The sequence below is a fragment of the Micromonospora thermarum genome (genome assembly GCF_012034245.1).
Lineage (GTDB): Bacteria > Actinomycetota > Actinomycetes > Mycobacteriales > Micromonosporaceae > Micromonospora > Micromonospora thermarum.
The window spans coordinates 20,041-33,097 of the sequence record NZ_JAATEO010000021.1; the positions used below are offsets into that span (position 1 = coordinate 20,041).

General features: G+C 74.2%; 13 protein-coding genes and 2 pseudogenes. 5 read left to right on the forward strand and 10 right to left on the reverse strand.

All coding sequences use genetic code 11. The annotated features are described in order from the left end of the window. Positions 1 to 128: 128 nt before the first annotated feature. The 3 genes from HCJ94_RS19255 to HCJ94_RS19265 form a co-directional block, all read right to left on the reverse strand. Positions 129 to 1,133, reverse strand: coding sequence for a glycine betaine ABC transporter substrate-binding protein (locus HCJ94_RS19255; protein ID WP_168002429.1), 1,005 nt, complete (start codon positions 1,131 to 1,133; stop codon positions 129 to 131). A 196-nt stretch (positions 1,134 to 1,329) separates the two neighbouring features. Then, a complete protein-coding gene (locus tag HCJ94_RS19260) occupies positions 1,330 to 2,052 on the reverse strand; it encodes an ABC transporter permease (protein WP_168002430.1) in 723 nt (240 codons plus the stop codon). Positions 2,053 to 2,134: 82 nt separating this feature from the next. Beyond that, positions 2,135 to 2,824 carry an ABC transporter permease gene (locus HCJ94_RS19265; protein ID WP_168002431.1) on the reverse strand — a complete coding sequence of 230 codons (690 nt, stop codon included), beginning with the start codon at positions 2,822 to 2,824 and terminating at the stop codon, positions 2,135 to 2,137. 2 nt (positions 2,825 to 2,826) lie between these two features. On the opposite strand from HCJ94_RS19265, the gene HCJ94_RS19270 reads away from it, so the two are divergent. Beyond that, positions 2,827 to 3,825: an ABC transporter ATP-binding protein gene (locus tag HCJ94_RS19270; RefSeq protein ID WP_168002432.1), complete on the forward strand. Its 999-nt coding sequence runs from the start codon at positions 2,827 to 2,829 to the stop codon at positions 3,823 to 3,825. Between the two features lie 110 nt (positions 3,826 to 3,935). On the opposite strand, the gene HCJ94_RS19275 is transcribed toward HCJ94_RS19270, so the two are convergent. From HCJ94_RS19275 to folP, 7 genes are all read right to left on the reverse strand, one after another. After that, positions 3,936 to 4,433, reverse strand: coding sequence for a hypothetical protein (locus HCJ94_RS19275; protein ID WP_168002433.1), 498 nt, complete (start codon positions 4,431 to 4,433; stop codon positions 3,936 to 3,938). Between the two features lie 51 nt (positions 4,434 to 4,484). Continuing rightward, positions 4,485 to 4,799, reverse strand: a complete 315-nt coding sequence (locus tag HCJ94_RS19280; RefSeq protein WP_168002434.1) for a hypothetical protein — start codon at positions 4,797 to 4,799, stop codon at positions 4,485 to 4,487. 78 nt (positions 4,800 to 4,877) lie between these two features. Beyond that, on the reverse strand, positions 4,878 to 6,104 hold the full coding sequence (locus HCJ94_RS19285) for an ABC transporter permease (RefSeq protein WP_205801562.1): 1,227 nt from the start codon (positions 6,102 to 6,104) through the stop codon (positions 4,878 to 4,880). 103 nt (positions 6,105 to 6,207) lie between these two features. Then, positions 6,208 to 6,744 carry a DUF3180 domain-containing protein gene (locus HCJ94_RS19290; protein WP_168002436.1) on the reverse strand — a complete coding sequence of 179 codons (537 nt, stop codon included), beginning with the start codon at positions 6,742 to 6,744 and terminating at the stop codon, positions 6,208 to 6,210. A 19-nt stretch (positions 6,745 to 6,763) separates the two neighbouring features. After that, positions 6,764 to 7,291 carry a 2-amino-4-hydroxy-6-hydroxymethyldihydropteridine diphosphokinase gene (folK, locus tag HCJ94_RS19295; protein ID WP_168002437.1) on the reverse strand — a complete coding sequence of 176 codons (528 nt, stop codon included), beginning with the start codon at positions 7,289 to 7,291 and terminating at the stop codon, positions 6,764 to 6,766. Next, positions 7,288 to 7,653, reverse strand: coding sequence for a dihydroneopterin aldolase (gene folB, locus HCJ94_RS19300; RefSeq protein ID WP_168002438.1), 366 nt, complete (start codon positions 7,651 to 7,653; stop codon positions 7,288 to 7,290). The genes folK and folB overlap by 4 nt, the downstream gene beginning before the upstream one ends. After that, positions 7,650 to 8,549, reverse strand: a complete 900-nt coding sequence (gene folP / locus HCJ94_RS19305) for a dihydropteroate synthase (RefSeq protein ID WP_168002439.1) — start codon at positions 8,547 to 8,549, stop codon at positions 7,650 to 7,652. The genes folB and folP overlap by 4 nt, the downstream gene beginning before the upstream one ends. Before the next feature lie 341 nt (positions 8,550 to 8,890). On the opposite strand from folP, the gene HCJ94_RS19310 reads away from it, so the two are divergent. The 4 genes and pseudogenes from HCJ94_RS19310 to HCJ94_RS19320 all read left to right on the forward strand — a co-directional run. Further along, positions 8,891 to 9,205 (forward strand): hypothetical protein, encoded by a 315-nt coding sequence (locus HCJ94_RS19310; protein WP_168002440.1) that lies wholly within the window; start codon positions 8,891 to 8,893, stop codon positions 9,203 to 9,205. Between the two features lie 13 nt (positions 9,206 to 9,218). Next, complete coding sequence (locus HCJ94_RS19315) at positions 9,219 to 9,581, forward strand: hypothetical protein (protein ID WP_093409867.1); 363 nt, start codon at positions 9,219 to 9,221, stop codon at positions 9,579 to 9,581. A 34-nt stretch (positions 9,582 to 9,615) separates the two neighbouring features. Further along, positions 9,616 to 9,942 (forward strand): annotated as a pseudogene (locus HCJ94_RS31635) (ATP-binding protein); the annotation flags it as partial. 327 nt (positions 9,943 to 10,269) lie between these two features. After that, a pseudogene (locus tag HCJ94_RS19320) lies at positions 10,270 to 13,056 on the forward strand (ATP-binding protein); the annotation flags it as partial. Position 13,057 lies beyond the last annotated feature (1 nt).

Genomic DNA, 13,057 nt, shown 5'->3' on the forward strand with positions numbered 1-13,057 from the left:
CACCTGGGAACGGTCGAAAGCGCCGTCCGACCTGGTTACTCAAGAGTAGTTTTCGCAGGTGACATGGGCCGGCCGCCGGTGCCCCAGGGCGACCGGTTGCCGGCCCACGTCGTGCCGCCGCTGGACGGTCAGCCGGCGGCGAGCGCCCCGTCGGAGGAGAAGACGAGACCGACGCTGGCGGCGCCCGTCTTCAGCGCGTTCTTCGTCTGGGGACCACCCGCGTCGAGGGAGCTGAACGACCCGGCCTTGAAGTTGTAGACCTCGATCAGCCCGGCCTGGCACTTCGGCCGCTGCGGGCACTCCGGCGGGCCGGCCAGCACCGTGGCCTGCCCGGAGCACTTCTCGGCCAGCTCGGAGAGGGTGCGCACCCCGTACTTGTCGGCGAAGGCACCGGTGACCGCGAACGCGTTCTGGTCCTGCGCGGCGGACGGCGTGCCGAACACCAGCCCGGCCTTGTCGCCGGCGGCCTTCAACGCGGTGACGGTCTTCTCCAGCTCCGGCGAGGAGACCGGCTGGGCGTCCTTCCCGTTGGCCTTGGTGTTGAGGAACTCCGCCATGGTGGCCGCGTACTCCGGAACGACCTGGATCTCGCCCTTCTCCAGGGCCGGCTCGTACAGCTCGCGGCTGCCGATCTGCTGCACCGTCACCTGGTATCCGGCCGCCGTCAGCGCGATCTTGTAGAGCTCGGCGAGGGTCTGGCTCTCGCTGAAGTTCGCGGCACCGACCACGATCCGGCCACCGCTGCCCTTCGCGATGCCGGCGGTCAGGTCGTTGGCGGTGGCGAACTCGCTCGCGGCGACCGCCGGCGTCTTGCGGTCGATGTCGACGGTCTTGTTGAGCTGGATCAGCTTCGGCGTGTCCAGCGCCGCGGAGACCTTGTCGAGCGCGGCGATGAGCTGCGGCGTCGCGACGTCGGCGTTGACCGCGGGGATGACGTTGTCGGTGTTCTGCAGCTTCTTGTCGTCCTCCAGGACGACGAGCTGGTCACCGGCGACCGGGGCGCAGCCGGCCCCGGACGCGGCCTGCTCCGGCGCCTCGGTGCCGGACGAGCCGGCATCGCCGCAACCGGTCAGCAGCCCGGCCGCGGTGAGAGCGCCGACCGCTCCGATCGCCAGGCGTGTGCGTGCGCGCATGTGTGCCCGCCTTCCGTGTCCCGGCGCGACCCCTTCGGGCCGGCCGCGTGTCCGACGGGCGATCCCGAGCCGCCCGCGCGTTCCACCCAACATCCTCCACGCAGGTCCGACAAACTTCGGCCGGGCTTTGTCACCCGATCGTCACCCGCCGATCATCCGCCGGGATTCGAGGCGCGACGCCGGCCGCTCCGGGCCGTCAGGCGCCGGCGACCGCGTCGGCCGCACGGCGGCTCGCGCGGCGCCGGCCGGTGCGCAGCGGGCGCGGGGTGACGAGCCGCTCGACCAGGGCCAGGAGCAGCTCGACCAGCACGGCGAGCCCCGCCACGAGCAGGCCGCCGGCGAGGATCTGCCCACCACCGACGGCGATGTCCAGGCCGAACCCCGCGCGGATGATCTGCCCCAGGCCGCCGCCGTTGACGAAGGAGGCCAGCGCCGCGGTCGCCACCACCTGCACAGCCCCGGTCCGGAAGCCGGCGGCCAGGTACGGCACCGCGAGCGGCAGTTCGACCCGGCGCAGCAGCTGCCAACCGGAGAAGCCCATCCCGCGCGCCGCGTCCCGGGCCTCCGGGTCGGCCTGGCGCACCCCGGTGTACGCGTTGGCCAGCAGCGGCGGCACCGCGAAGACGGCCAGCGCCACCACCACCGCCGGCCGGCCGAAACCGAGGAAGGTGAGCGGGAGGATGGTGAGCAGGGCCAGCGTCGGGACGGCGAGCGTGAGGTTGGCCACCAGCACCACCAGCCCGCCGCCCCGCCCGGTGTGCCCGAGCCAGAGCCCGATCGGCCACGCGACCAGGCAGCCCAGGGCCACCGCCGCCGCCGACATCGACAGGTGCTCGCCCAGGCGGTCCAGGATGCCGCCCGGGTTGGTCCAGTTCAGCGGGTCGTTGAGCCAGACCACCGCCGCCTCGATCGGGCTCACCGCCACCGTCCTCCCGTACCCCCGTAGGTGTTCCGCCGGGACGCGCCGTCAGCGGCCGCCCGGACCGTCGGCACCGCGGCGCTCACGTCGGGCTCCGGCGGCGCAGCCACGGGGTGAGCAGGCGGCCCACACCGGCGAGCAGCAGGTCCAGTACGAGGGCGAGCAGGACGCAGAGCAGCGTCCCGGTCATGATCTGGGCCTTGTAGAAGTTGTTCTGGAAGCCGCCGAAGATGAGCTGGCCGAGACCACCCCGCCCGACCACCACACCGACGGTCACCAGCGCCACCGTGGACACCGTCGCCAGCCGCAGCCCGGTCAGGATGCCGGGCAGGGCGAGCGGCAGCTCGATCCGGAACAGCCGCCCCCAGCGGCCGTACCCCATCCCCTCCGCCGCCTCCCGCACCTCGGGAGGCACCTGCGTGAGCCCGGCCAGGGCGTTGCGCACGATCACCAGCAGGGCGTAGAGCGCCACCACGCTGAGCACGGTCACCGCGCCGATGCCCAGGTACGGCGCGAGGAACGCGAACAACGCCAGCGACGGGACCGTGTAGAGGATGCCGGTGACCGCCAGGATGGGGCCCGCCAGCGGGCGGAACCAGTACGCCGCCACCGCCAGGGGCAGCGCCACCAGCACGGCGACGAGCACCGCCCGCGCGGTCAACGAGGTGTGGTCACGCAGCGCGGCGAGGATCGTGTCAGAGTTGTCCCGCACGTACTGCCAGGAGAACCACGGGTTACCCGGGTCGGCCCGGTAGCTCAGGCGGAAGGACATGTGTGGACGTTACCCCGGAGGGGACCGCCGACGACGGGGCGCGGGCGGCGTCGATCACGCTCGACGCGATCAGCAAACGCTACCCGGACGGCACCGAGGCGGTCCGGGAGCTGACCCTGGACGTCGCCGCCGGTGAGCTGGTGGTCCTGATCGGCCCGTCGGGCTGCGGCAAGTCGACGGTGCTCCGGATGGTCAACCGGCTCATCGAGCCGACCGGCGGCCGGATCCTGCTCGGTGGGGAGGACGTGACGCGCGTCGACCCGGTGCGGCTGCGCCGCCGGATCGGGTACGTCATCCAGAACGTCGGCCTCTTCCCCCACCAGACCGTGAGCGCGAACGTCGCCACCGTGCCCCAACTGCTCGGCTGGCCCCGGGAACGCCGTCGCGAACGGGTCGCGGAGCTGCTCGAACTGGTCGGGCTGGACCCGGCGCAGTTCGGCCGCCGCTACCCGCACGAGCTGTCCGGCGGGCAGCGGCAGCGGGTGGGCGTGGCCCGGGCGCTCGCCGCCGACCCGGTGGTGCTGCTCATGGACGAGCCGTTCTCGGCGGTCGACCCGATCGTCCGGACCCGGTTGCAGGAGGAGTTCCTGCGGTTGCAGGCCGAGGTCCGCAAGACCATCGTGCTGGTGACCCACGACCTCGACGAGGCCGTCCGGCTGGGTGACCGGATCGCGGTGCTCTCGCAGGGCGGCCGGCTGGAGCAGTACGACACACCCGCCGCCGTCCTGGGTTCGCCGGCCACGCCGTTCGTCCGCGAGTTCGTCGGCGCCGACCGGGGCATCCGCCGACTCGCCGTCACCCCGGTCACCCGGGAGGCGGTCGAGCCGCTGCCCGCGGGATCGGACGGGCTGCCCACGGTCCCGCTCGGCGGATCGGCGTACGACGCGCTGGGCGTCCTGCTGACCTCCGCCGCCGACCGCGTGGTGGTGACCGAGGACGACCGGCCGGTCGGTGTGCTCACCCGGGCGCGGCTGCTCGACCTGGGCCGCCCGGCGACCTGACGGCAGCCGGGCTGCTTGCGGCCGCCGTCATGCGGCCGCTGGTGCCGTCACCGGGTTCCCGCGGCCGTCCGGCGGCCGTCGCCTCGCGCAGCCGTCGGTCGGCGGCGACGTCAGGCGCGGCCGCCGAGGCTCGCCGTGCCGACGATCCAGCCGGAGAGGAAGCCGTACGTGGCGCCGGTGCCGCCGGACTGCACGGCGGTGAGCAGGGACGGGTCGGGGCCCGCGGACGCGGCCACCAGCGAGGCGAGGCCACCGGCCAGCGCGTACGCGGCCCAACCGGTGAAGAACTGGCTGGCCGAACCGGGCACCCGGGCCGCCTGGGCGGCGGGCAGCAGGTAGAGCAGGCCCGCCGCGAGGACCACCAGCAGGACGGCACGCAGGTTGGCGGCGAACAGCCCGCCCGGCACCTCCGGGTCGTACGACCACGCGGGCCAGGCGAGCAGGCGGAGGAACCACCCGCCGGCGGACGAGGAGTCGGTGTTGCCGCCGGCCCACCCGACGTACGCCGGGCTGCCGCCGACGGCGACCAGGATGAACGCGGCGGCCGCCCCGGTGCCCGCCGCCGTCCCGTACCGGCCGGTGGCGCCGGTCCGGTTGGTGAGCGTCATGATCAGTTCAGTTCCCGGGCGGCGGCGGGGCCCAAACCTGCCCGGCCCCGGTCACTCCGGGTGCTTCATGAGGTAGTCGATGAAGGCCGCGCGCAGCAGCGGGGCCGACTCCTCGTAACCGTGACCGGTCAGTTCCCGCCACAACGCCACCGCCTCGTCGATGGTCGGCCCGACCGAGTTCGGCGCCCCGTCGAGGGCCGCCGCCTCGTCGGCGTTCGGCAGATGCCGCAGCACCGACCAGAAGAAGCGCACGTCACGGTGCTCCCGGGCCACCGCGAACGCCTGCTCGCGCAGCTCCTCGGTGGACCGTGCGTCCAGTTCCTCGAACGACCGGCCGGTGGGGGACGTCGATGGTGTCTCGGTCATGTCGCCGAGCCTAACCGCCGAGATCACCGACGGCCCGGTGGAACGCGGGGCTGCGCGCCGCCGAGCACGCGGCGGAGCTCACCGGTCGCCGGAGTCCCAGCGGCGGCCGGCGTCCCACTGCGGGACGTTCCACGGGTCCACCGGGTTCTCGGCGTGGTGGGTCGGCAGGGCCGGCGGCCACTCACCGATCGGGTCGGCGCGCTGCACCGCCCAGCCGCTGCTGATCCGGCCGTCCGGGTCCAGGATCCCGTCCGTCGCGGACGCGCCGGCCCGCGGCCGTCCGTACGTCTCGACCAGCCGGGTGGCCAGCAGCCCGACGCCGAGCGCCGCCGCACCGACCGCCCACCGGCTCACCGAGTGGTCCTCCGCCCGGAGGTCCGCCATGACGAGCGTCACCAGCGACACCGCCAGCAGCGTGCCGAGGATCCCGCCGCGGCGGCCGAAGGCACTGGTGCCGGCGAGCAGGGACGTGCCGACGGCCAGGACCGTCCAGTCGAGTCCGGTCACCGGGGCGACCGGACCGGCGTCGCCGGTCCCCAGCAGGGCCCCGGCGAGCGCCGCCAGCACGGTGGACGCGACCAGCGCGGCGCCGGCCACCACGCCGGCCAGCGCGCCCCGGCGGCGGGCCGGGTCGACGACCGGCCGGAACCGGCCGATCAGCCGGCGGACCGGCCGGAGCGCGGCGAACAGCCCGGCGAGCACCGCGACCGCCGCGAACCCGGCGGCGAGGTACAGCGCATCCCGCGCCGGATCGTAGTCACCCTGCGGCAGGACGGGCGCGGACCGCTGCTCGATGAACACGACCACCGCCGCGCCGGCGGCGAGGCTGGCCGCCCAGCTGGGCACGTGCAGCACCACCACCGCGAGCGCCAGGACCAGCCCGCCGAGCGCCGCGGCGACGAGGGCCGGGCCCACGGCCGCCGGCATCCCCCGGTCGCCCTGTTCGGCCACGTGCAGGGCCGCCGCGACGGCCACCGGCCCGATCGCCAGGTTGACGGCGGCGGTACGCAGGCTCAGCCCGGCGGCGAACGCCAGCAGCCCGAGCACGACCGCGTCGACGAGGAGCCGGCGCAGGCCGTCGCCGCGGAACGTGTCCGGGGCCTCCCGCCAGAGCAGATAGGCGACGCCGGCCAGCCCGGCGAGGAGCAGGACCTCCCACCCGATGTGGACGACGAGCCGGTCCCGGCCGGGCTCGCCGTGCGCCGGGTCGTCGAAGACGTTCTCCAGCACGGAGGCGGGGATCCCGGACGAGGTGTCGGCGGACTCCCGCCCCGGTTCGTCGTACCCCATGCGCCCGCCTTCCAGGTGGCCGCCCGTCCAGGGTCCGACGCGCGGGCGGACCGGCGCGGCCGTTGCTCTCCGGTCGCAGGCACCGTACCTGTGCGCGAAGGCTGGCGAAAGCCCCTGCTCAGCGCCGACCCGGGCGGCCCTCCCGGTCGCCGGGCTCCCGGTCCTCGTCGACCTCCTGCTCGGGGACCCGGCACGACCGCTCCAGCCAGAGCGCGGCACCCACCAGCGCCAGGGAGGCGAGCAGGCCCGCGCCGGCCACGGGCCGGTCGTCCATCGCGGCGTCCGTGGTCTCCACGAACAGCCACCCGGTCAGGCCACCGTAGAAGCCGGCGAAGATCGCGCCGGCCAACGCTGATGCCTTGGCCAGCACCACGAAGCGGGCGACCAGCAGCGGATTCACCGGTTCACGACCGGGCCGCCGCTCGATGCGCCCCCGGGTGTTGACGGCGGCGTACGCCTCCAGCACGGCGAGCGCGGCCAGGGTGACCACCGGCAGCCACGGCAGGTCGGGCAGGTAGTCGTAGTACAGGAAGCTGATCAGCAACCACGCCACCGCGGCGGCCGCGAGACCGGCCACCACCAGCGTGGAGATCCGCGTGGGGCCCATCCGACCGGAGCCCGTGCCACCCGGAGGTGGCGACTGCGCCTGCGTCATGTCGGACGGCTCCACTGCCTCATGCCGTCGACTCTAACCCCAGATCGGGACGAGGGCGCAGTTCCAGCGCGTCCGCGGCGATCGGCTCGGCGTTGAGCAGATCGGTCAGCCAGCCGTGCCCGGGCAGGCTCCCGTACGGCTGGATGTCGATCCACGGCCGCAGCACGAACGCCCGCAGGTGGGCGCGGGGATGCGGCAGGGTCAGCTCCGGATCGTCGCGGAGCACCGGCTCGCCGTCGTCCGTCCAGACCGCGATCACGTCCACGTCCAGGGTGCGCGGCCCGAAGCGCCGCGCGGGGTCGCGTTCGCGCCCGGCCGCGCGCTCCGCCGCCCGGGCCCGCTCCAGCCAGTCGTCCGGGGTCGCGGCCGGATCCTCCGCCAGCACCGCCGCGTTCAGGTACGCGGGCTGGTCGGTGTCGCCCCACGGCGGGGTCTCGTAGACCCCGGAGACCAGCAGGACCGACTCACCCAGAGCGCTGACCGCCGACCGCAGGTGATCGAGGCGGTCGCCGAGGTTGCTGCCGAGGGAGAGCAGGGCGCGGGTCACCGGGCACGCGTCCGGGTCATCGTGACGGCCACGTCGGTGAAGGCGTGCGGCACCGGCGCCTCCGGCTTGTGCACGGTGACCGTCGCGGTGTGCACCCGGGGGTCGGCCAGGCAGACCGCGAGCAACCGGTCCGCGAGCGTCTCGATGAGGTTCACCGGCTCCCCGGTGACCACCGCGACCAACCGCTCGGCCAGCTCGCCGTAGTGGACGGTGTCGCCCACCTCGTCGGAGCGGGCGGCGGGCGCGAGGTCCAGCTCCAGGACGGCGTCGACGACGAAGTCCTGCCCCTGGGCGCGCTCGAAGTCGTACACCCCGTGCCGGCCGTGGGCCCGCAGCCCGGTCAGGGTGATCCGGTCGGTCATCGTTCTCCTCCCTCGACGGCCGGCGCCGGCCGGGCCCCCTCACCCGCGCGCCCGCCGGGCGCCAGGCGGGGCGACCCGGTCGCCTGCCAGACCGCCAGCGCGTCCACGGTGGCCCGGACATCGTGCACCCGCACGCCCCAGGCACCGGCCGCCACCGCGAGCAGGCTGGTGGCGACCGTCGCGATCTCGCGGCCCCCGGTCGGCCGTGGGGTGCCGTCGGGCGCGGCCAGCAGCGCACCCAGGTACGACTTGCGGCTGGCCGCGAAGAGCAGCGGGAAGCCCAGGTCGAGCAGCTCGGGCAGCCGGGCGCTGAGCTCCCAGTTGTGCGCGGCGGTCTTCGCGAAGCCGAGCCCCGGGTCGATGACGATGCGGTCGGCCGCCACTCCGGCCCCCAGCGCCGCCTCGACCCGCTGCGCCAGCTCGGCCCGGACGTCGGCGACCACGTCGCCGTAGCGCGCCAGCTCGCGCATCGTGCGGGAGTGGCCACGCCAGTGCATGAGCACCCAGGGGCACCCGGCGTCGCGTACGACGCGGGCCATGTCGGGGTCGGCCAGCCCTCCCGAGACGTCGTTGACCACGGCGGCGCCGGCGGCGAGCGCCAGCTCGGCGACCCGCGCCCGGGTGGTGTCGATGCTGACCCGCACTCCGGCGGCGGCGAGCTCGCGGATCACCGGCACCACCCGGGCCGCCTCGGTCTCCGCGTCGACCCGGTCGGCGCCCGGCCGGGTGGACTCGCCGCCCACGTCGACCAGGTGGGCGCCGTCGGCCCGCAGCCGCACGCCGTGTGCGACGGCGGCGTCGAGGTCGGCGTACCGTCCGCCGTCGGAGAAGGAGTCCGGCGTGACGTTCAGGACGCCCATCACCACCGGGGCCGGAGCCCGTACCAGATCGGTCACGGGTAGACCGTACCGGTCCTCGCCGACGGCCTCGTGCAGCCCGGCCCGGGGGTGCTGACATGCGGGTTAGCACACGTGTACGATCGGACGCCGGGGTCGGATCGGGCTGACTCTTCGCGGGTTGTCGCAAACAGTGGGTGGCCGTACGCTTTGGAATTGCCCAGCATCGAGATGGCGAAGCCTGGAGGGAGGGCCGAAGCGGGAAAATCCGCCCAGAGCTCACCACTCGCCGTGGTGGGTGACGAACGCGGCGTCGTGGCCGCGCGACGTGAGCACCGTTCCCGCCAGGCATGCCTACTGCACCGCCGCGGCGCCGCCGGCCGCGATATGGGGAGGTTCCAGTGATCGCCATCGAGCTGATGGAGACGGCGTCGTCCGCCGCCGCCCACGCTCTCTCGACCCTGGCGTCGGCGCCACTCGCCGAGCCGGCGCCCAAGGGCATCGACACCGAGGGTGTCGTCACCTTCTTCGCCAGCAAGATCGCCCCGATCCTGCTGGCCGTGCTGGGCGTGATCTTCATCGGGCGGGCCAGCCGGGGTGAGATCTCCAAGGTGCTGACCAGTTCGGCCATCGCGATCGTCGGGCTGGCCTTCATCGCCGGAGCCGCCACCCTCTTCTTCGTCGGCGACTACCTGATCGACCTGATCTTCGAATAGGCGCGGGCACGACATGCGGCTGCGCACCGACGACGACATCTACCGGGCTCGCCTGGTCTACCTCGGGCCGCCCGGCTACACCCTTCCGGTCCATCTCCCGTACGCCCAGTACGGGCTGTTCATGCTGCTCGTTCCCCTCTACATGTTCATCCACTGGTTGTTCACGTTGCAGGTCGAACTCTTCCCGGCGTGGGAGATCGCGCTCGCCATCGTGACGACCTCGTTCGTCTTCCGGTACGTCGACCCGGACCGGCCGGCGCGCATGGTGATCCGCACCGCGCTGACCGACTGGCGGCGCACCCGGGAGCCGGCCGCCGAGCAACGCGACCCCCGTCTGGTCGGCAGCCGGATCAGGATCCGGGAGGAACTGGCATGACCGGGCAGTGCAACGACGCGGGTGAGGCGGTCGCATGAGTCGCTCCTCCACGCCGGGATCCCCGGCCGGACGCCCGGCCGCGCAGCACGGTGACCGTACGCGTTCGTACGACTACGCGGACGAGCCGGAGCTGGACGAGGCCACCCTCGACCCGGCTCTGGTGACGACGCCGGGCCACGGTGGCGTCGGCGTCTTCCAGGCCCCCCGCCCGCTGCAGCGGCGGGCACCGGCGGAATCCGTCCCCGCCGACGGCACGGACATCGACTCCCCCTTCCTCGACCTGTTCGGCGGGGCCCGCCCGGCGCGGTCCACGTCGGCGCTTCCACCCGCACGCGAGCAGCCCCCGATCCCCCATCAGCCCGCCGCCGTCGACCCGGCCGGCCCGGGGGCTCCACCGGCACGGCGGCAACCGACCGCCCCGGCCCCGCCGGCCGCGCGGGTGCCGCCGGCCCGGCCACCGTCCACGCCGGTCGAGCCCCGGCCGGAGGGCAACGGACGGTCGACGGGCGAGCAGCCGACGGTCGCCCCGCCGCGGAGCCGGTCCGGATGGGCCACCGGCGAGCAGCCGACGGTCACCCCGCCCCACGCCCGCGCCGGTGGGGTCACCGGCGGGCAGCCGGTCGCGGCGCCCCCGGTGCCGGTCGAACCCGCGTCGGCCCCGTACGACGACGAGGTCGAGCCACCCGCCCGGCCCACCCGCGTCCCGCACCAGGTCGGCGACCGGCTCCCCGCGCTCCATCCCCCTTCGGACGAGCCGGCCACCATCGGCTCGGCCGCGACCGGGCCGCGACAGCGCCGGGCCGGGGAGCACCTGCCCGACCGGACGGGCACGCGGGACGTGACGCCGCCCCGGCAGCGCTCCGCCAGCCGACGGGACCGTCCGACCAAGCCGGTCCGGGTCAAGGCTCCGAAGATCAAGTTCGGCGACCGGGACCCGGCGGTCGAGCTGGCGATCACCGAGATCGCCGGGCACCTCACCTTCACGCCGAACACAGTCACCGCCTGGTACTGGCTGCCGGAGGTGCGCTGGGCGTTCCGCCCGGACGCCGAGCGGGAGGCGCTGCTCTCGGCCATCAGCGAGCAGTACGCCGGGCTGGCCGGGTTCCGGCTTCACCTGCGGCGGACCACCCGCCCGTTCCCGGCCGACGAGTGGGCCCGCACCATCGACGCGCACACCCCGTCGCCGCTGCCCGACGTGCCCGGCACGCCGGGCTGGGGGGACCACCTCGTGGCGGCCCAACGGCACCTCATGTCGGTCAACCAGGCCGAGGGGCAGACGTACCTGGGGGTCACCTTCGCCCGGCGTTCCCTGGGCGACTCGCTGGTGGAGCGTATGCTGCGGACCTTCGGTCGCGGTGTGGCCGAGGGCGAGCGGCTCAGGCTCGGCCGCACCGTCGAGCAGTTCGACGAGGTGCTGGGCGCCTTCGGCATGCGCGGGCGACGGGTCACTGCCCAGGAGCTGGAGTGGCTGCTCTACCGCTCGGTGGCGCTCTGCATGGCGCCGCCCGGTCAACTCTCCCCGATCACCGACGGGCGCTGGGAGCGCGGTGACCTGCTCGCCCTGACCGAGCAGGTAGAGCGCTACCGCACCCCGTACGGCTCGACGGTCAAACTGGTCAACCGGATGACCGGCGAGGAGCGGCACGTCGCCGTGCTCGCCGTGGGCCGGATGGAGCCGCTGGAGATTCCCGAGCGACACGAGCCCTGGCTGCACTTCCATGAGCGGCTGCCGTGGCCGATGGAGCTGTCGAGCCGGGTCGACATCCTGGGCTCCGGCGACTCCTTCCGCAACCTGGAGCACCGGCTGCGGATGATCCGCTCGCAGCAGCTCGACTACGCCGAGCACGGCATCGACGCCCCGCCCGAGCTCGAACGCCTCGCCAAGCGGGCGCTGGTGATCGGCGACGAGATGACCACCGGGCTGCCCGTCGACTCGGTCCGTGCGCACGGCTGGCACCGGATCGCGGTGGGTGGCCGGACGCGGGAGGAGTGCCTGGAACGCGCCCGCCGGCTGATCCAGCTCTACTCCCGGGAGCTGCGGATCTCCCTTCAACACCCGAAGAACCAGGACTGGCTGGCCCGCGAGTTCATCCCCGGCGAGCCCATTGCCAACACCGGCTACGTACGACGGATGCCGGTCAACCTCCTGGCCGCCGCGCTTCCGCAGGCCGCCTCCACCGTCGGTGACCGGCGTGGTGACCTGATCGGGCGGACCGCGGGCACCTGCCGCCGGCCGGTCTTCCTCGACCTGCACTTCCCGATGGAGGTCCGGGAGCGCTCGGGGCTCGCGGTCTTCGTGGCCGAGCCGGGCGGCGGCAAGTCCACCCTGCTCGGCGCCCTCGGCTATCTGGCCGCACGACGCGGTGTCCAGGTGACGCTGCTCGACCCGTCCGGCCCGCTGGCCCGGCTCTGCGCCATGCCGGAACTGGCGCCGTACGCACGGGTGCTCAACCTGACCGGCTCGGAGCACGGCACGCTCGCTCCGTACTCGCTGATCCCCACCCCGCTGCGCAGCGAGTTCGCGGCCGGCGCGGCGGGCGACCGGGAGTTCGAGATCGCGGTCTCCAACGCCCGGGCCGAGCGCCGCATGCTCGTCCAGGACATCTGCATGATGCTGGTGCCGCCGCAGGTGGCCCGCGAAGCCTCCACCGCCACCCTCTTCCGCCACGCGGTACGCCAGGTGCCGGCGGAGGAGACGTCCACGTTGGACAACGTGGTGACCTGCCTGGGCCAACTCGACGACGACGCCGGCAAGGAGCTGGCCAACCTCCTGCTGGACACCGCCGAGATGCCGCTCGCGATGCTGTTCTTCGGCCGCCCGCCGGAGGGGCTGCTGGGCCCCGACGCCGCTCTCACCGTGATCACCATGGCCGGGCTGCGCCTGCCCGACCTGAAGATCGAGCGCGAGTACTGGTCGGCCGAGGAGGCGCTCGCCCTCCCCATGCTGCACACCGCCCACCGGCTCGCCGTCCGCCGCTGCTACGGCGGCTCGATGTCGTCCCGGAAGCTGGTGGGCCTGGACGAGGCGCACTTCATGGAGGGGTGGCGCTCCGGCCGGTCGTTCCTGGTCCGGCTCGCCCGCGACTCCCGCAAGTGGAACCTCGCGGCGCTCGTCGCCTCGCAGAACCCGAAGGACATCCTCGGCCTCGACGTGCAGAACCTGGTCTCCACCGTCTTCGTCGGCCGGATCGCCGAGGACGCCGAGATCGCCTCCGAGGCGCTGCGCCTGCTGCGCGTACCGGTCGACGACGGGTACGAGGCGACCCTCGCCTCCCTCTCCACCGCCGACGCCACGTCGGCCGCCCGGCTGGGCTTCCGCGAGTTCGTCATGCGGGACGTCGACGGGCGGGTGCAGAAGGTCCGGGTCGACGTCTCGTACGTCGACGGGCTGCTCGACCACCTGGACACCACGCCCGCGGCGGTCGCCGCCGCGGCCGGGGTGCTGCCGTCCGTCGCAGCTGATCTGGAGGCGTGAG